The sequence below is a fragment of the Tsuneonella mangrovi genome (assembly GCF_002269345.1).
In the GTDB taxonomy this organism is placed as follows: Bacteria; Pseudomonadota; Alphaproteobacteria; order Sphingomonadales; family Sphingomonadaceae; genus Tsuneonella; species Tsuneonella mangrovi.
Genome location: NZ_CP022889.1, coordinates 2,187,619 through 2,205,000 on the forward strand (window position 1 = coordinate 2,187,619; position 17,382 = coordinate 2,205,000).

19 protein-coding genes (1 of these 19 only partly in view) are annotated in these 17,382 nt (G+C 64.5%); 11 read left to right on the forward strand and 8 right to left on the reverse strand.

The genetic code is table 11. The annotated features are described in order from the left end of the window. Positions 1-19 precede the first annotated feature (19 nt). The 3 genes from CJO11_RS10680 to CJO11_RS10690 are packed head-to-tail and all read right to left on the reverse strand — an operon-like array spanning position 20 to position 1,799. Positions 20-742: a M48 family metallopeptidase gene (locus CJO11_RS10680; protein WP_095012698.1), complete on the reverse strand. Its 723-nt coding sequence runs from the start codon at positions 740-742 to the stop codon at positions 20-22. After that, complete coding sequence (locus CJO11_RS10685) at positions 739-1,212, reverse strand: YcgN family cysteine cluster protein (RefSeq protein WP_095012699.1); 474 nt, start codon at positions 1,210-1,212, stop codon at positions 739-741. Before CJO11_RS10685 ends, CJO11_RS10680 begins: the two co-directional genes overlap by 4 nt. Continuing rightward, complete coding sequence (locus CJO11_RS10690) at positions 1,200-1,799, reverse strand: SCO family protein (RefSeq protein ID WP_240504468.1); 600 nt, start codon at positions 1,797-1,799, stop codon at positions 1,200-1,202. The genes CJO11_RS10685 and CJO11_RS10690 overlap by 13 nt, the downstream gene beginning before the upstream one ends. Before the next feature lie 90 nt (positions 1,800-1,889). Here CJO11_RS10690 and CJO11_RS10695 point away from each other — a divergent pair, with 90 nt between their 5' ends. From CJO11_RS10695 to ssb, 5 genes are all read left to right on the forward strand, one after another. Then, positions 1,890-2,507: an ankyrin repeat domain-containing protein gene (locus CJO11_RS10695; protein WP_095012701.1), complete on the forward strand. Its 618-nt coding sequence runs from the start codon at positions 1,890-1,892 to the stop codon at positions 2,505-2,507. Continuing rightward, complete coding sequence (locus CJO11_RS10700; protein WP_095012702.1) at positions 2,504-3,172, forward strand: COQ9 family protein; 669 nt, start codon at positions 2,504-2,506, stop codon at positions 3,170-3,172. Before CJO11_RS10695 ends, CJO11_RS10700 begins: the two co-directional genes overlap by 4 nt. A gap of 83 nt (positions 3,173-3,255) precedes the next feature. Next, positions 3,256-3,495, forward strand: coding sequence for a FeoA family protein (locus CJO11_RS10705; RefSeq protein WP_095012703.1), 240 nt, complete (start codon positions 3,256-3,258; stop codon positions 3,493-3,495). Continuing rightward, positions 3,492-5,342 carry a ferrous iron transporter B gene (feoB, locus tag CJO11_RS10710; RefSeq protein ID WP_095012704.1) on the forward strand — a complete coding sequence of 617 codons (1,851 nt, stop codon included), beginning with the start codon at positions 3,492-3,494 and terminating at the stop codon, positions 5,340-5,342. The genes CJO11_RS10705 and feoB overlap by 4 nt, the downstream gene beginning before the upstream one ends. Positions 5,343-5,467: 125 nt before the next feature. Further along, entirely contained in the window at positions 5,468-5,989 is a 522-nt protein-coding gene (ssb, locus tag CJO11_RS10715; RefSeq protein ID WP_095012705.1) for a single-stranded DNA-binding protein, read from the forward strand. Between the two features lie 12 nt (positions 5,990-6,001). Here the strand turns inward: ssb and CJO11_RS10720 are convergent, their stop codons facing one another. Beyond that, the gene (locus CJO11_RS10720; protein ID WP_095012706.1) at positions 6,002-6,535 is read right to left on the reverse strand and encodes a YceD family protein; all 534 of its coding nucleotides are present in this window, start codon (positions 6,533-6,535) and stop codon (positions 6,002-6,004) included. Further along, positions 6,532-7,047: a ubiquinol-cytochrome C chaperone family protein gene (locus CJO11_RS10725; protein ID WP_095013362.1), complete on the reverse strand. Its 516-nt coding sequence runs from the start codon at positions 7,045-7,047 to the stop codon at positions 6,532-6,534. Before CJO11_RS10725 ends, CJO11_RS10720 begins: the two co-directional genes overlap by 4 nt. A gap of 146 nt (positions 7,048-7,193) precedes the next feature. On the opposite strand from CJO11_RS10725, the gene CJO11_RS10730 reads away from it, so the two are divergent. The 6 genes from CJO11_RS10730 (at position 7,194) to CJO11_RS10755 (ending at position 14,177) form a co-directional block, all read left to right on the forward strand. Beyond that, positions 7,194-7,688 (forward strand): outer membrane protein assembly factor BamE, encoded by a 495-nt coding sequence (locus CJO11_RS10730; RefSeq protein ID WP_095012707.1) that lies wholly within the window; start codon positions 7,194-7,196, stop codon positions 7,686-7,688. Between the two features lie 41 nt (positions 7,689-7,729). Continuing rightward, positions 7,730-8,290, forward strand: coding sequence for an ATP-dependent protease subunit HslV (hslV, locus tag CJO11_RS10735; protein WP_095012708.1), 561 nt, complete (start codon positions 7,730-7,732; stop codon positions 8,288-8,290). 5 nt (positions 8,291-8,295) lie between these two features. After that, positions 8,296-9,594: an ATP-dependent protease ATPase subunit HslU gene (hslU, locus tag CJO11_RS10740; protein WP_095012709.1), complete on the forward strand. Its 1,299-nt coding sequence runs from the start codon at positions 8,296-8,298 to the stop codon at positions 9,592-9,594. After that, on the forward strand, positions 9,594-9,986 hold the full coding sequence (locus tag CJO11_RS10745) for an ACT domain-containing protein (RefSeq protein ID WP_095012710.1): 393 nt from the start codon (positions 9,594-9,596) through the stop codon (positions 9,984-9,986). The genes hslU and CJO11_RS10745 overlap by 1 nt, the downstream gene beginning before the upstream one ends. Positions 9,987-10,061: 75 nt before the next feature. Further along, entirely contained in the window at positions 10,062-11,651 is a 1,590-nt protein-coding gene (locus CJO11_RS10750; protein WP_240504469.1) for a tetratricopeptide repeat-containing sulfotransferase family protein, read from the forward strand. A 117-nt stretch (positions 11,652-11,768) separates the two neighbouring features. Continuing rightward, entirely contained in the window at positions 11,769-14,177 is a 2,409-nt protein-coding gene (locus tag CJO11_RS10755) for a TonB-dependent receptor (protein WP_338064639.1), read from the forward strand. 21 nt (positions 14,178-14,198) lie between these two features. On the opposite strand, the gene CJO11_RS10760 is transcribed toward CJO11_RS10755, so the two are convergent. The 3 genes from CJO11_RS10760 to CJO11_RS10770 all read right to left on the reverse strand — a co-directional run. Beyond that, the gene (locus CJO11_RS10760) at positions 14,199-16,016 is read right to left on the reverse strand and encodes an ABCB family ABC transporter ATP-binding protein/permease (RefSeq protein ID WP_095013364.1); all 1,818 of its coding nucleotides are present in this window, start codon (positions 16,014-16,016) and stop codon (positions 14,199-14,201) included. Between the two features lie 60 nt (positions 16,017-16,076). Continuing rightward, on the reverse strand, positions 16,077-17,018 hold the full coding sequence (locus CJO11_RS10765) for a retroviral-like aspartic protease family protein (RefSeq protein WP_095012712.1): 942 nt from the start codon (positions 17,016-17,018) through the stop codon (positions 16,077-16,079). A gap of 109 nt (positions 17,019-17,127) precedes the next feature. Next, positions 17,128-17,382 carry the end of a lipopolysaccharide biosynthesis protein gene (locus CJO11_RS10770; RefSeq protein WP_240504470.1) on the reverse strand. 1,245 nt of this gene lie beyond the right edge of the window, so the window shows 255 of its 1,500 coding nt (coding positions 1,246-1,500); its start codon lies off the right edge, out of view; its stop codon occupies positions 17,128-17,130.

Sequence of the window (17,382 nt, forward strand, 5' to 3'; positions counted from 1 at the left end):
GGCCTCGGCGCGCCGAGCGCTAGCCGAACGTGGCGTAGAGCGTGCGCCCGTGCGCCTTGATCCACCCGTCGGCGGCGGCGATGTCGCTATCGAAGATCTCCGCGAGCGCGGCATGGAACGCCGGGCTGTGGTCGAAATGCAGGCAATGCGCGACTTCGTGCGCGACGACCGAGCGGCGCACATGGTCGGGTGCCTGCACCAGTCGCCAGTTGATCCGCACGGTGCCGCCGGTCGAACAGCTGCCCCAGCGCCGTCGTGCGCGGCTCAGCGCCAGCTTCGGGGTCTCGATCCCGGCGCGCTCCGCATAGAACGCCAGGTCATCTTCGAGCAGCCGCAGCGCTTCTCCTTCGAGCCAGCGCTGGAGCCGCGATGCGAGGTTCTCGAGCGGGCCGCCGATGGTCAGCGTTTGGCCGTCGTGCCGGGCCTTGCGCGGGGCATCGGCGCGCCAGTCGATCGCCAGCGGATTGCCGCGATAGCTGAGCGTACCACCCGGTTCGGGCGGGCAGCGCTCGGGCACCTTGGCGAGCTGCTGGTTCAGCCATTCGGTGCGGGCATGGACGAACGCGAGCGCCTCCGCAGTCCGGCACCAACCGGGCAATGTCAGCCGCACGGCGTTGCCGTCAGGCGCGAGCCGCATGGTCAGGCGGCGGGCCCGGCGGTTGCGGGTAATTTCGATCGGCAGGGTACGACCACCGATCGTGACTTCGGCATCGCTGGGCGCGGCGCGGAGCCAGTCGATCATCGCGCAGCCTCTGCTTCGGTATCGGGTTCGCCGTCGAGCCAGTCCACCACGTGGTGTTCGAGCGGACCGGCTTCGACCTCGCTCACTACGCGTCCTGCAACGCCCGGCCCACGCGTGTGGACTGCATTCCGGTCGCCGCTCAGCAAGTAGTGCCATCCGGCCAGCGGCCGTCCTTCGGCGCGGCGGCGATAGGCGCACGACACGGGCAGCCAGCCGATCGCGTTGACCAGTTTCGGGGTCAAGCGCAGGCAATCGGGCACGAACGTGCGGCGATTGCGATAATCGCTGCACCGCGCGGTCTCGATATCGAGCAGCTTGCAGCACACGTTGGTGTGCTCGATCGCGCCGGTCGCTTCGTCCTCGAGCTTGTGCAGGCAGCACCGGCCGCAGCCGTCGCACAACGCTTCCCACTCCTCGCGGCTGAGCTCAGCCAGCGGCAGTTCCCAGAAGCGCTCCCTCAACGCACCCACTTGGCCAACTCGGCGGCGACGGCATCGGGGCCCTTGTCCGTCGGCAAGGTCGCAATCGGCTTCCCATCCGGCCCGAACAGGTAAGTGATCCGCGAATGGTTGACGAGGTAGGCGCCGTCGCCTTCGTCCTTGCCCTTCTGGTAGTAGACCTTGAATTCCTTGGCGGTCCTGGCGATTGCCTCCGCCGATCCGGTCAGCCCAACGATGTCGGGGCTAAACGCGGCGGTGAACTGGCCAATTTTTTCCGGCGTATCGCGGGCAGGGTCGACCGTGACGAATACCTGCTGGACCTTCTCGCCAAGGTCGGGGTGCTGCTTCTTGAATTCGGCGATGCCCTGTGCAGTGCGCGACACGTCGACAGGGCAGACATCGGGGCAGAAAGTGTATCCGAAATAGATCGCGACGAACTTGCCGTGGAAACTCGCCCATGTCCTGCTCTTGCCGTGCTGGTCGGTAAGCGTGAACGGCCCGCCGATTGCCGCGCCGGCCAACGGTGCGTCGGCGAGCGGTGTCTGCGGAGCGGAATGGCATCCGGCCAATGAGAGGGTAGCGGCGAGGGCGAGCGACATTATGATTTTACGCGGCATGGTGCGACGGTTCATGGTCTGCTAACCCGCCCCGAGCAAGGGCATTCGTGCCGATTTCGACGACCGGTTTGCTAACGGAGACAGGAACCGATGCCACGCGCCATTCTGCGCTACCTGGGACTGATGCTTGCCGCGGCAATGATGCTGGGAGCCAATCCCGCCGCCGCCCAGCGGTTCAGCGATGGTTATCTGTTCCTCAAGGCGGTGAAGGACCGCGATGGAAACAAGGCGACGGCGCTGATTCAGGATCCGGGAAGCACCGTGATCAATGCGCGCGACCAGATGACCGGCGACAGCGCGCTGTTCATCGTCGTCGAGCGGAAAGATGGCCTGTGGTTGCGCTTCCTGCTCGATCGCGGCGCCGATCCCAACCTTGCGAACTACGCCGGTGCAACGCCTTTGACCCGGGCGGTGAACCTGGGCTGGGTCGACGGCGTCGAGCGGCTGGCGAAAGCCGGGGCGCAGGTCAACGTCAACAACGATACCGGCGAGACTCCGCTAATCACTGCCGTGCACCAGCGCGATGTTCCGATGATCAGGGTGCTGCTTCAATACGGGGCGGACGCCGACCGAACCGATAACTCGGGCCGCTCGGCGCGCGACTATGCCAAGCTGATGGGGGCGTCTGCCGGAATCGAGGACGTGATCGAAACCGCCGAGGCGGCGCGCGGCGGGGCTGCTTCGAATACTTACGGTCCGGGGCAATGACCGACAATTCGCCTGCCGACGACTTCACGCTCGACGAGCTGGCATTGCTGCTGGCCCCCGCGGTTGCCGATGCGGCAGCGTTCGACGGCTGGAGCGAAGCTGCGATCGAAACTGCGGCCGATGCCTGCAAGGTCGATCGCGACGTGGCGCGGCTGGCGTTCCCGGGCGGCGCGATGGACATGATCGCTGCATGGATCGCGACGATCGATGCTTCGATGGAGGCCGCGCTTCCGCCCGAGAAGCTCGGCAAGATGAAGGTCCGCGAGAAAATCGCTGCGCTCGTCCTCGCACGGCTGGATGCGATTGCCGGCAAGGAAGAATCGCTCCGGCGTGCAATGGCGATCATGGCGATGCCGCAAAGCGCGCTGCGGGCTACCCGGCTGGGCTGGAACAGTGCGGACCGGATGTGGCGCATGGCGGGCGATACCGCGACCGACTACAACCACTATACCAAGCGCGCGATCCTCGGGTCGATTTACGCTGCGACTCTGGCGGTGTTCGTCAACGACGAAAGCGAAGGCAAGGCGGATACGCGCGCTTTCCTCGACCGGCGAATCGAAGGCGTGATGCGCTTCGAGAAGGCCAAGGCGCGGCTGCTCAAGGGCGACGACGAGCGGTTCAGTCCGGCGCGGTTTCTCGGGCGCCTGCGCTATCCGGCGAAGTAGCAATTGCACGATGAGCCGCAATTCGACGTTCTTCTATTGATAATCAGTTGCAACTAGCTTCTCGATCTGGCAGCAGCCCGCGCGTGACTCTCGAAGACCTCCAGCTTGGCGAAAAAGCCCGGATCGTATCGGTCGACTGGGGCAGGCTCGCGCCTGAAGAAGGCACGCGGCTGCGGGCATTGGGGATCGACGAAGGCGCGCGAGTCGCGCTCGCCCATCGCGGGGTTTTCGGCGGGCACGATCCGCTGGCGGTCACCGTCGGGCGCATGACCATCGCGGTGCGCCGCGTTCACGCCGCAGCGATGGAGGTCGAACCGGCATGACCGCTCCGCGCACAGCCGCTCTCGTCGGCAACCCCAATTCGGGCAAGAGTGCGCTGTTCAATGCGCTGACCGGTGCGCGCCAGAAGATCGCCAATTACCCGGGCGTGACCGTTGAACGGAAGGCCGGGCGGATCGTGCTGCCGAGCGGCGAGCCGGTCGAGCTAATCGACTTGCCCGGCGCCTATTCGTTCGAGCCGACCAGCCCGGACGAAGAAGTGACCCGCAAAGTCGTCCACGGCGAATTCGAAGCCGAAGCAATGCCTCAAGTGCTGGTGGTGGTGCTCGACGCAGCCAACCTCGAGCAGCACCTCGTGTTCGCGCAGGAAGTGATCGCGCTGGGCAGGCCGACGGTCGTCGCGCTCAACATGGTCGACCTCGCCAAGCGCGACGGGCTGGTGCTCGATCCGGAGGCCTTGTCGTCCGCGCTCGGCGTGCCGGTGGTGCCGACGGTGGCGGTGCGGCGTCGCGGTATCGCTGAATTGCTCGTGGCGATTGCCGACGCCGAAGCGCATGTAACCGATGGTGCGCCGCACGCGCAGCCTCACCTGACGTTGCCAGAACGGCGCCTTGCCGCGCACAACATCGCCCAAGCCGCGATCCTGTCGGAAACCACGCAGCACCGGCTCCACGCAGGGCTCGATAAGGTGCTGCTCCATCCGTGGCTGGGCCCGGTGATCCTGTTCGCATTCCTGTTCGTGATGTTCCAGGCGGTGTTCGCGTGGGCGACCCCGTTCGCCGACGCGCTCGACGCGGGGGTGAACCTGCTGTCGGGCTGGGTCGTAGCGAATTTCCCTGCCGGGTTCCTGCGCGACCTTGTCACGCAAGGGGTGCTGGCCGGCGTCGGCTCGGTGATCGTGTTCCTGCCGCAGATCGTGATCCTGTTTGCGTTCATCCTGTCGATGGAAGCAAGCGGCTACATGGCGCGTGCAGCGTTCCTGATGGACCGGCTGATGCAAGGCGTGGGGCTTTCGGGCCGCAGCTTCATCCCGCTGCTTTCCAGCTTTGCCTGCGCGATCCCCGGGATCATGGCGACCCGTTCGATCGCCGATCCCAAGGATCGCCTGACCACGATCCTGATCGCGCCGATGATGACCTGTTCGGCGCGGCTGCCGGTCTATGCGGTGATCATTGCCGCGTTCATTCCGCATCGCACCGTAGGCGCCGGGATCGGATTGCAGGGGCTGGTGCTGTTTGCGCTCTACGTTTCCGGGATCATCGGTGCGATGGCGGTGGCACTGGTGCTGCGCCGGTCGGTGACCAAGGGCACCGCGAGCGGTTTCATCATGGAACTGCCGCGCTACCAGATGCCGCACCTCAAGGACCTGGCGATCGGATTGTGGCAGCGGGCGTGGGTGTTCCTGCGCCGCGCGGGCACGATCATCTTCTCGGTCACCGTTGTGCTGTGGCTGCTGCTCAGCTTCCCCAGGGCCGCGCCGGGCGAGAGCCAGGTCGATGCTTCGATCGCCGGGCACCTGTCGAACGGGCTGGCAGTGGTGGTGAAGCCGATCGGCTTCAATCGCGAAATCGCGCTGGCACTGATCCCGGCGATGGCGGCGCGCGAAGTGGCGGTCAGCTCGCTCGCGACGACTTACGCAGTCGATGCGCCCGACGATGCCCACATGGAGGCGGGACTGGCGACGCAGCTTGCTGCCAAGTGGAGCCTGCCGACCGCGCTCGCGTTTCTTGCGTGGTTCGTGTTCGCCCCGCAGTGCCTTTCGACCATTGCTGTCGTCCGGCGCGAGACGAATGGGTGGAAATGGCCCTTGTTCATGTTGGCATACCTCTTCGCGCTTGCTTATGTTTTTGCCGGCCTGACCTTCTGGCTGGCGACAGCGGCGGGCCTCTAGCCGGCTATCGGGCAAAACCCTATTTACGCTGTTGCCGAGCAGGCCGGCGGGAGCCTACCTGTTCGCGGGAATCACTTATTGGAGCGCGATGGCGCTCGGACTTTAGCGAACGAAGGGATGCGACGATGGCCGGCTCACTCAACAAGGTAATGCTGATCGGCAACCTCGGCGCGGATCCGGAGATCCGCAGCTTCCAGAACGGCGGCAAAGTCTGCAACCTGCGGATCGCGACCAGCGAGACGTGGAAGGATCGCGACGGCCAGCGCCAGGAACGCACCGAATGGCACACCGTGGCGATCTTCTCCGAAGGGCTCGTCAACGTTTGCGAGAACTACCTGCGGAAGGGCAGCAAGGTCTATGTTGAGGGCCAGCTGCAGACCCGCAAGTGGCAAGACCAGTCGGGCAACGATCGCTATTCGACCGAGATCGTTCTGCGCGGCTTCAATGGCACGCTGACGATGCTCGACGGTGCGCCGGGTGGCGGCGGCCAGCGCGGCGGCGGTGGCGGCGGCGACTGGAACCGTGGCGGTTCGAGCGGAGGCTCGGGTGGCGGCGGTGGCGGCTGGAACCAGGGTGGCGGATCGTCAAGTGGCGGTTCGGGCGGCGGCTCGAACTACGACGACCTCGAAGACGATATCCCGTTCTGATCTTGCGCGGGGTCAGTCCCGCTTCAATCCCTTGAGCAAGTCCGCCAGCGGGCCGTCGCGCGGCTCGTCGTCGGCCTCGATCCCGGCTTCGGCGCGCGCCGCATCGGCATTCGGCCCTTCGGCATAGGGATCGATCGCGAGCGAGAGACTTTGTGCGACCGCTTCGCCCAAATCGATTGTCTCGCCGTTGAATTCGATCTCGTCGAGGTCGTCTTCGTCGAGTTCGACTTCCTCGTCGGGCTGGGCTGCGCTGGCCGTTGGCGGGACGAACCGCACAGTGAAAGGCTCTTCGATGCGGACCGGGAAATTGTCGCCCGCCACCGCGCAGGTCTGGACAAGATCGGCGGTGATCGTGCCGATTACGTCCACCGCTGCGCCATCGGGGGCGAAACGGGCAGTCGCCTCGAGCGAATCGATAGCCGCCACCCCGAATCGTTTGGCCAACGCCGATCGCTCCCCGGCATCGGCCGTGACCGCCATTTCCTCCGGCGGATGCGGGCGGACCTTGACCGGTCGGCTGAATTCCGGCGCGGTAGCGTCGTTCATGCCGCGATCTCGCCTGAGCAGAGCAAATTGGCGGAGGTTCTTTCCAGCCGTTCGGAAAATGCGCGCAGCCCGTTGGCGATAACCGCCGGATCTGCCCCTTCGCGCAAAGTAACGTTGCGGCGCACGGCATCTGCCAGCGTGGCGTTGTCACCTGCAAGCCCCGCCTTGTAGGCTGCCATCCGCCCACCGGTCGCGCCCATGAGCTTGCCGATCCGTTTGCCGACGACCACGTCGTTGATCCCGAATTCGCGCAGTTGCCCGTCCATGTCGTGAACGAACAATTCGGTCAGCAGCGCGGTGTCGGGCACCAGTTCACTGTCTTTTTCCATGTGGATCAGCACCAGCGAATAGATCGCGGAGACCATGTCGAACCGGCCCGAGACGGTGTCCTCCGCTCCGCCACTGGTGTACCAGGAGGGGCGGCGCGCTTCGGCGACGATCGCGTTCCACAGCGGGCGCAGCGCCTCGCGCGGATCGGGCTGGCGGGCGAACAGGCGGGACAGGATGCTCATCGCGAGCCATTTCGGCGACATTCAGCGGCAATTCAACCGTGCTTGTGCACCGCGCGTGATTGCCAGCGCGGGTGCATCGCCCTAAGGCACACTCAAACCAGTTCGCGCGCGGTGATGTGGCGGGCGAAGCGACAAGAGGGATTTCGATGACGGCAGTACGGACGATCGCGGCGGGCGTGGCGATGGCGGCGGCGCTGGGCCTTGCGGGCTGCGCGTCGATCAAGAACCACCGGGGCTATATCGTCGACCAGACACTGACCAATTCGATCGCGCCGGGCATCGACAATCAGGAATCGGTCCAGCAGACGCTGGGCGACCCGAGCTTCAAGAGCGAGTGGGGCCAGCCGACGTGGTACTATGTGTCGAGCCTGACCGCCCGCAAGCCTTTCGTCCGGCCCAAGATAACCGAAGAGTCGGTTTTGGCGGTGAAGTTCGATTCGGCGGGGAACGTCGCTTCGGTTGATCGGACCGGGATCGACAAGGTGGTCTATCTCCACCCCGATGGTGACGCGACGCCGACGCTGGGCCGTAACCGCGGGTTCCTCGAGGACCTGTTCGGCAACATCGGCCAGGTCGGTACGGGCGCAGGTGCCGGGGGTGGCGCTGGCGGTGGGGGTGGCCAGGGGCCGAACGGCAGCTAGTTTGGCTTGAAGCCAGCGATGCCGCGCCCATATCGCGCAGCATGAGCGAAAGAAACGATTCGCACGGGCTGACCCCGTGGCACGGCACCACCATCATCGGCGTCAAACGCGGCGGCAAGACCGTCGTCGCGGGCGACGGGCAGGTCTCGATGGGCAACACGGTGATGAAGCCCAACGCGAAAAAGGTCCGGCGGATCGGCAAAGACGGCAAGGTTATCGCCGGTTTCGCCGGGGCGACCGCAGATGCCTTCACCCTGTTCGAGCGGCTCGAAAAGAAGCTCGAGCAATATTCCGGCCAGCTGATGCGTGCCGCGGTCGAGCTCGCCAAGGATTGGCGGACCGACAAGTACTTGCGCAACCTCGAAGCGCTGATGATCGTTGCCGATACCGAAGTGCTGCTGGTGTTGACCGGCAATGGCGACGTGCTCGAACCCGAAGGCGGGATCGCCGCAATCGGTTCGGGCGGCAATTTCGCGCTCTCGGCGGCTCGTGCTTTGTCCGACTATGAGGACGATCCCGAAAAGATCGCTCGCCGCGCAATGGCGGTTGCTGCGGAAGTATGCGTCTTCACCAACGACCAGGTCACGCTGGAAACGGTCTGAACACAATGGATAACCTGACCCCCAAAGCCATCGTCGAGGCGCTCGACGCGCACATCATCGGCCAGACGGATGCCAAGCGCGCGGTGGCCGTTGCCTTGCGCAACCGCTGGCGGCGCCAGCGGCTGTCGCCCGAGCTGCGCGACGAAGTGACACCCAAGAATATCCTGATGATCGGGCCGACCGGCTGCGGCAAGACCGAGATCAGCCGCCGCTTGGCGAAGCTTGCCGAAGCGCCGTTCGTGAAGGTCGAAGCGACCAAGTTCACCGAAGTCGGCTATGTCGGCCGCGACGTCGAGCAGATTGCCCGCGACCTGGTCGAGGAAGCGATCCGGCTGGAGAAGGACCGCCGCCGCGAAGCGGTGCGCGAGGCGGCGAGCAAGGCGGCGATGGACCGGCTGCTCAACGCGCTCGTGGGTGACAGCGCCAGCGAAGCGACCCGCGAGAGTTTCCGCCAGCGGATAGTCGACAACGCGATGAACGATGTCGAAGTCGAGGTGGAGGTCGAGGAAGCACCGCAGATGCCGTTCGATCTTGGCGGGATGGGCGGCAATGTCGGGATGATCAACCTGTCCGACATGTTCGGCAAGGCGATGGGCAAGACCCCGACCAAGCGCCGCAAGCTCAAGGTTCCCGATGCATGGGACAAGCTGGTCGACGAAGAGGCCGAAAAGCGCATGGACCAGGACGATGTCGCCCGGGTCGCGCTCGAGAACGCCGAATCCAACGGCATCGTGTTCCTTGACGAGGTCGACAAGATTGCCGTCAGCGATGTGCGCGGCGGGTCGGTCAGCCGCGAAGGGGTGCAGCGCGACCTGCTGCCGCTGATCGAAGGCACCACCGTCTCGACCAAGTACGGGCCGATGAAGACCGACCATGTGCTGTTCATCGCCAGCGGTGCGTTCCATGTCGCCAAGCCGAGCGACATGCTGCCCGAACTGCAGGGCCGCCTGCCGATCCGGGTCGAACTGCGCGCGCTTACCGAAGAGGACTTCGTGCGAATCCTCAGCGAGACCCGCGCGAACCTGGTGGCGCAATACAAGGCGCTACTCGGCACCGAGGATGTTACGCTCGAACTCGGCGATGATGCCATCGCGGAGATCGCCCGGATTGCCGCGCAAGTGAACGAAAGCGTCGAGAATATCGGTGCCCGCCGCTTGCAGACGGTGATGGAGAAGCTGCTCGAAGAGCTCAGCTTCGAGGCCGAGGACCACAAGGGCGAAACGGTGACGATCGATGCTGCCTACGTGCGCGAGCGGCTTGCGAGCCTCGCGGGCGACACCGACCTCAGCAAGTATATCCTCTGATGGCCGGGACGGTCCGCGATACGGCAGCGATGATCACTAGCATGGATCCCCGGCTCGACGATCAGCGCTGGTGCTTCGTTTCGGTCACCCCCGATCGCGCGCCCGAACTGCTCGGCTCCGCACTTGCCACGTTCCGCGAGGACGAAGGCGTTTCCGCGATCGTGCCTGCGCACATGGGCAGCGAAGGCGACCCGGTGATGGCGCGGATAACGCTGATGGTGCATTCCGACCTTGAGGGATACGGGCTGACGGCCGCGGTTTCGGGCGCGCTGGCCGAAGCGCAGATCGCCTGCAACATGGTCGCTGCGCTGCACCACGACCACGCATTTGTGCCTGTCGAAAGGGCCCAGGAAGCGCTCGCGATCCTGCGGGAACTGCAGGGGCAGGCGTAGGATCCCCACCGTCAGCGTTCCAAATTGCCAAGGCGTGGCTTGAGGCGTGGCGCGCCTGACCGTAAGGCTGGGTCGATGACCGGTTCACCCGCCGCTGCACCAGCTGGATACGATCCGCGCCTGATGGCGGCGGCGGCGGCGCTCAATGCCAACGATCTCGCACGCGCCGAGCCGCTGCTGCGCGAATACCTCAAGCAGGACCCGTTCGACGTGTTCGCGATCCGGATGCTGGCTGAACTGGCTGGACGGATTGGGCGGATGCGCGATGCCGAAACGCTGCTGCGCCGCGCGCTCGAGCTTGCGCCCGACTTTACGGCCGCGCGCTCGAACCTCGCGCTGGTGCTCTATCGCACTGGCCGCCCGGTCGAGGCGATGGAAGAGCTCGACCAGGTGCGCCGCGAAGAGCCCGACGAGATGGCCTATGCCAACCTGCGCGCCGCCGCGCTGGGCGGGGTGGGCGAATTCGACGAGGCGCTGGCGCTCTACCAACGCGTGCTGGACGAACGCCCGGCCCATCCCAAGGTGTGGATGAGCTATGGCCACATGCTCAAGACGGTCGGGAGGCTCGACGACAGCATCGCCGCCTATCGCCGCGCGATCGATTTGCGGCCCGAACTGGGCGAGGTCTGGTGGAGCCTCGCCAACCTCAAGACCTACAGCTTCGACGATGCCGACCTCGCCGCGATGGAAGCGATGCTGGCGCGCGACGACCTGTCGCAAGAGGATCGCTTCCACTTCGATTTCGCGCTCGGCAAGGCGCGCGAGGATCGCGGCGAAGCCGATGCGGCGTTCGCCCACTACCTCGCGGGCAACGGCCTGCGGCGTGAGTTGCTGCACTACGATGTGAGCGAGAACACCGCGCGGATCGACCGAATGATCGCGCAAGCCACGCCCGGCCTGTTTGCCGCACACGAAGGCGATGGATGCGATGCGCCCGACCCGATCTTTATCCTCGGGATGCCGCGCGCGGGATCGACCCTGATCGAGCAGATCCTGTCGAGCCATTCGCAGGTCGAAGGCACCAGCGAACTGCAGGACATTCCCGAGCTGGCGCGCCAACTCGACGAGTATCCCGACAGGCTGGGCGACCTGTCGGCACAGCAACTTCGCGAGACCGGCGAGAGTTATCTCAAGCGGACCCGCATCTACCGGCGCACCGCGAAGCCGTTGTTCATCGACAAGCTGCCGAACAACTGGATGCACACAGCGCTGATCCACCTGGCATTGCCCAATGCGAAGATCATCGACGCGCGGCGCCACCCGCTGGGATGCTGTTTCTCCAATTTCAAGCAGCACTTCGCGCGCGGGCAGAGCTTTTCCTATGACCTGTCCGACCTTGGCACCTATTACCGCAACTATGTGCGACTGATGGCACACATCGATGCGGTGTTGCCGGGACGGGTCCACCGGGTGATCTACGAAGACATGGTGGAGGACACCGAAGGGGAAGTGCGCCGCCTGCTCGACTATTGCGGCCTGCCGTTCGAGGAAGCCTGCCTCGAGTTCCATCGCACCGAGCGCGCCGTCCGCACCGCCAGTTCGGAGCAGGTGCGCCAGCCGATCTACCGCGGCGCGACGACTGCGTTCGAGCAGTTCGAACCCTATCTCGATCCGCTGGTCGCCGCGTTGGGTCCGGCACTGGAAGGATGGCGCACCGCGCCATAATCGTTGCATTATTATCACGAAGCGGACGCATTCGTAATTTCCTTGCACCTGTAACTTGACGCTGGCCTGTCTCACTTTGCAGTGGAGGTCGGATAGTGGTCATAAATGGAGGTCGGCGTGCGTAGTTCCTTTGGTAGATCGACTGCCTTCATCCTGCTCGCTTCGACTTCGGTCCTCGCGACACCTGCACTGGCGCAATCGACGACGCCGGCAAAGACCCCTGCCGCGACCGACAACGTCGACGCCAACGAGATCATCGTCACCGCCCAGAAGCGCAGCCAGAGCTTGCAGGACGTGCCGATCAGCATCCAGGCACTGACCGGCACCAGCCTCAAGGATCACCAGGTCGCCGATTTTTCGGACTACGCGGCCCTGCTGCCCAGCGTCAGCTACCAGTCGTACGGACCCGGCCAGTCGCAGATCTATTTCCGCGGTGTTTCGAGTGGTGCGAATGCCAACGGCAGCCACAGCGGGCCGCAGCCGACCAGCGCCATGTATGTCGACGAAGTGCCGCTGACGACGATCGGCGGCGCGCCCGACATGCACGTTTACGACGTTGCGCGGGTCGAGGCGCTGTCCGGGCCGCAAGGCACCCTCTACGGCGCGAGCTCGCTGTCGGGCACCTTGCGCGTCATTACCAACCAGCCGAACCCCAACCGCTTCGAAGCCAGCTTCGACGCGACCGGCACGACCCTCGCGAAGGGCGCCAATTCGTCGGGCGGGACGATCGAAGGAATGATCAACGTCCCGCTGAGCGAGCGGATCGCGCTGCGCACCAGCATGTTCTACGAGCGCGATGGCGGCTACATCAGCAACACGCTCGGCACCCGCAGCTACGATGCGTATGATATCAACGGCAATCCGGTCACTTTGACCTACACCAACGCCAAGTACGTCAAGAAGAACTTCAACGACGTCGAGACCTGGGGCGGCCGCGCCGCGCTCGGCATCGACCTCGACGACAACTGGACGGTGACGCCGAGCATCATCTACCAGAACCAGACCTCGCACGGGACGTTCCTGTTCGATCCCAAGGTCGGTGACCTGCAGGTGCACGATTTCACGCCGGATTACGGCACCGACGAATGGTACCAGGCCGCGCTGACCATCAAGGGCAAGATCGGCAGCTGGGACCTGACCTATGCCGGCGGCTATTTCGAACGCCAGACCGATCTGACGCAGGATTATTCGTACTACACGGTGTCCTACGTCGATAACTACGGGCCGTCGTATGCGAGTTACTACGATGGCAACGGCAACAACGTCGATCCCACGCAAGTCTATCGCGGGATCGACAAGTATTCCAAGCTGTCGCAGGAAGTGCGCATTTCCTCTCCATCGGAGAACCGCTGGCACCTGATCGCCGGGCTGTTCTACGAGCGCCAGACCGACAAGATCCATGCGGACTATATCGTGCCTGGATTCACCGACAGCCTGCTCGGGCCGCCGGTGCCCAAGTGCGGCGACGATATCTTCTGCACCCGTGTCTATCGCGTGGACCGCGACTACGCCGCGTTTGCTGACGGGTCGTACGACATCCTCGACAACCTGACGCTCGACGCCGGCATCCGTTATTTCAAGACCAAGAACTCGCTCGGCGGCTTCTCCGGATTTGCCGGAACGGTATCGAGTGCGAGCTGTACGCCGACTGCGGCGAGCGACCCGGTGCCGTGTACGCTGTTCGACTTCACGACCAAGGATTCGGGCGAGACGCACAAGGTCAGCCTGACCTGGAAGATGACACCCGACGCGATGCTCTACGGCACCTATTCTACCGGCTATCGCCCGGGGGGCATCAATCGCCGCGCCGGTGTGCCGCCTTACAGGCCGGACACACTCAGCAACTACGAAATCGGCGTGAAGACCCAGTGGCTCGACCGGCACCTCACGATCAACCTGACCGCGTTCCAGGAAGAATGGCACGACATCCAGTTTGGCCTGGCCGCATTCGGTTCGAACGGCGTCATCAGCACCTACAATGCGGGTAACGCGCGCATCAAGGGCCTGGAAGGCGACTTCAGCCTGCGCATGTCCGGGTTCAGCCTTTCGGGCAGCGCGACGTATATCGACGCATACCTGACAACTCCTTTCTGCCAGATCGACACCAACGGCCTGCCGAACTGCACCGATCCCAATTACATCGCGACGCCGGCCGGTACCAAGCTGCCGACCCAGCCGGACTTCAAGGGCAACCTGACTGCGCGCTACGATTTCCCGGTCGGCTCTGCGAATGCGTTTGTCCAGGGCACCCTCAACCACCAGTCCGGAACGCGGTCCTATCTCACGGTGGATCCGTACAGTGGCGGCGAAGTCCTGCCCAACACGCAGGGCTTTACGTCGGCGGACTTCTCGCTGGGGATGAACTACGGCACCTGGAAGTGGTCGCTGTTCCTGACCAACGCGTTCGACGAGCGCGGCGTGCTCAGCCTCAACACGGTCTGCGTACCGAGCCTGTGCGGCGCCTATGCGCGGGCCTACCCGATCAAGCCGCGCACGCTCGGGTTGTCGATCGGCTACAAGTACTGACGCAATCGGGCCGTTTGCGGATCATTCCGCCGCTTCGGCCTGTTCGTCGCTTTCGGCCTGCTGGCGCGTCCACATTTCGGCGTAAAGTCCCCCGCGTCCAAGCAATTCCGCGTGATGGCCCTGTTCGGCCAACCGACCTTGGTCGAGCACCAGGATCGTGTCGGCATCGGCGATAGTCGACAGGCGGTGCGCGATCGACAGCGTGGTGCGGCGCTCAGCGACGGTGCGCAGCGTCTTGAGAATTTCCTGCTCGGTGCGCGTGTCGAGGGCGCTGGTCGCTTCGTCGAGCAGCAGGATCGGCGGGTCCTTTACCAGCGTGCGGGCAATCGCGACCCGCTGTTTCTCGCCGCCCGAAAGCTTGAGCCCGCGCTCACCGACTTCGGTATCGTAACCCTGTGGCAGGCGGTTGATGAAGTCCGCGATCGCCGCTCCCTTTGCTGCCGCCTCGACATCGCGCATGTTCGCGTCGTCGCGGCCGTAGGCGATGTTGTAGCCGATGGTATCGTTGAACAGCACGCTGTCCTGCGGGACGATCCCGATCGCCGCGCGCAGCGATTGCTGCGTCACTTGCGCGATGTCCTGCCCGTCGATCAGGATGCGGCCGCGCCACGGGTCGTAAAAGCGGAACAGCAGGCGTGCGATGGTGCTCTTGCCCGCGCCTGACGGGCCGACCAGCGCGACGCGCATGCCCGCTTCGACTTCGAAGCTGAGGCCATGGAGGATCGTGCGGTCCTCGTCATAGCCGAACCACACGTCCTCGAACGCCAGGCTGGGGCGCCGCACGACAAGCGCCGGTGCGCCCGGCGCGTCCTTCACTTCCACGTCGGTATCGATCAGCGCGAACATCGCCGCCATGTCGATCAGCCCCTGGCGGATCGTGCGATAGACCATTCCGAGCATGTCGAGCGGGCGGAACAGCTGGGTCAGCTGCGCCTGCACGAACACCAGTTGCCCCGCGCTGTATTTGCCCTGCCACCAGCCGTAGACGGTCAGCGCCATCGCGCCGGCCATGAGGAGGTTGGTGACCAGCGCTTGCGCGATATTGAGCAGGCCGAGGCTGTTCTCGCTTTTGACGGCAGCGTTTGCGTAAGCGCTCGTCGCTTCGGCATAGCGGCACTGCTCGCGCTGCTCGGCACCAAAGTATTTCACGGTCTCGTAATTGAGCAGCGAATCGACGGCACGCGCCAGCGCGTGCCCGTCGAGCCGGTTCATTTCCGCCCGCAGCTTGTTGCGCCATTCGGTTATCGTGCGGGTCAGCCAGATATAGGCGACGATCGACAAGGCAGTCGCGCCGACCAGCCCCCAGCCGAATTCGAAATAGAAGATCACCGCGATCACCGCGAGCTGCAGCACCGTGGGGGCGATGTTGAACAGCATGAAGTAGAGCATCGTGTCGATGCTCTTGGTGCCGCGCTCGATCGTCTTGGTGACTTCGCCGGTGCGGCGCGAGAGGTGGAAGCGCAGCGAGAGCAGGTGCAGCCGCTCGAACACGTTTTCGGCCAGCGCGCGGGTTGCGTCCTGTCCGACTCGCTCGAACACGATGTTGCGCAGGTTGTTGAACGCGACCGAGCCGAAACGCCCGGCGGCATAAGCGAGCACGGTCAGCATCGCCAATTGCATGACCCGGGGCCCTGTCACGTTCATTGCGTCGACCGCCCACTTGAGCAGGAACGGCAGGCCCAGCTGAGTGCCGGTGGTGGCAAGGATCAGCACTACGGCCGCAATAATGCGCCAGCGCAGCTCGGGCTTTTCGCGCGGCCACAAATACGGGATGAACCGCTTCAGCGTGGCCCAACCGTCGTAATCGGCGGTTGCGGAGGAGCTGTTTTCTGGTGGCATCACCTCCATTTGGAGGCGATCGGGAGATTACGCAACGGGCACCACAATGGGCGCGAGCGATCAAAGGTGCGACATGACCTCGGTCCCGCGCGGCATGTCGAACAGCACCTTGCGTTCGGCGAAGTCGATCGCCACCCGGTCGAACAGGCGCAGGTTTTCCATTCCGAGCACGAGTGCAGGGCGATTGGCCAGGCCGAGTGCTGCGAATGTCGGGGCATCCACGAACATGATCGGCACGTTAGTGAGCGACATCTCGCCGACGGTGATCTTGCCGACCGTGCCCTGGTCTCCCCAGATCTTCGCGCCCATCACATCGCTTGCGGCGATTTCCCTCTGCTTGCGGGAATGCAGGCGCCGTTGCAGCGCTTTATTGGCGATCGTCGATTGCGATCCGGTGTCGATGATTATCGACGTTCGGACTCCATCGACCAACGCATCGGTTATCACCAGACGACCGAGCTTGCGGCGCGCGCGGACGATGATCTCGTAGCCAATGTTTCCGCCAAGCTGTTTGGCATTCGCGACTTCGATCGTGTCCTTCCGGAAGTCGATCAGCACTCGCAAATCCTGCAGGCTGTCGAGGCCAAGGATGCCGTCGGCACCGATATGCTGTTCCTCGAGGAGGGGTACGTGAAGGGCATCGAACACATGGTCGGCGAATTTCAGCCCATCGAGGCGCACCAGCTCGACCTGCTTGGTGCTGGCCATCCCGACGACGATCGCTGTCCCGAGCGACGGCAATTTGAGCTGGTCGCGCAATTCGGGCGTTACGACGGTCGCCTGCGCCCCGGTGTCTACCATGAACTGGAATGGGCCCTGGCCCTCGATCGTCACCGGCACCGTCATGCGCATATAGGGATCGCGCTCGGCCGACACCATTACCTGCTCGCCGGGCTCGGTGGGTTGCACCAGTGGGCCTGGATCGATTCGTTCCGTGGTGGCAGCACCCGAAGTTGCTGCGGCAAGCAACAGCCCTGCTGCGAACGCTAGCGGATGGGCCATGGTCCTCTCCTTTTCCAGGATGGAGAATACCACAGATTGCCCGGTCGCTCTAGGACACCGGTCGGGACCGGTAACGTGTTCATCGAACGCCGACGGATGCCGCGCAGCATCAGGCGGCGGCGATTTTCCGCTGCATCACGAACTCGGTGATCTCGCCCAGCAGCGGGCGTGCGATTACCAGCAGCGTAGCAAGGTAAGCGATCGCGCCGGTTGCTGCGAGCAGGGCGAGCGCGGCGGGTGCAGGCATCGCGGGCAGGTGCGCACGGACCGCCAGAACGGCGGCGGCCATGGCCGCGGTCGCGAGAATCGCAGGCGTCCATGCCTCGATCAAGGACCGCCAGGTTACTCCGATCTGCGGCAGGGT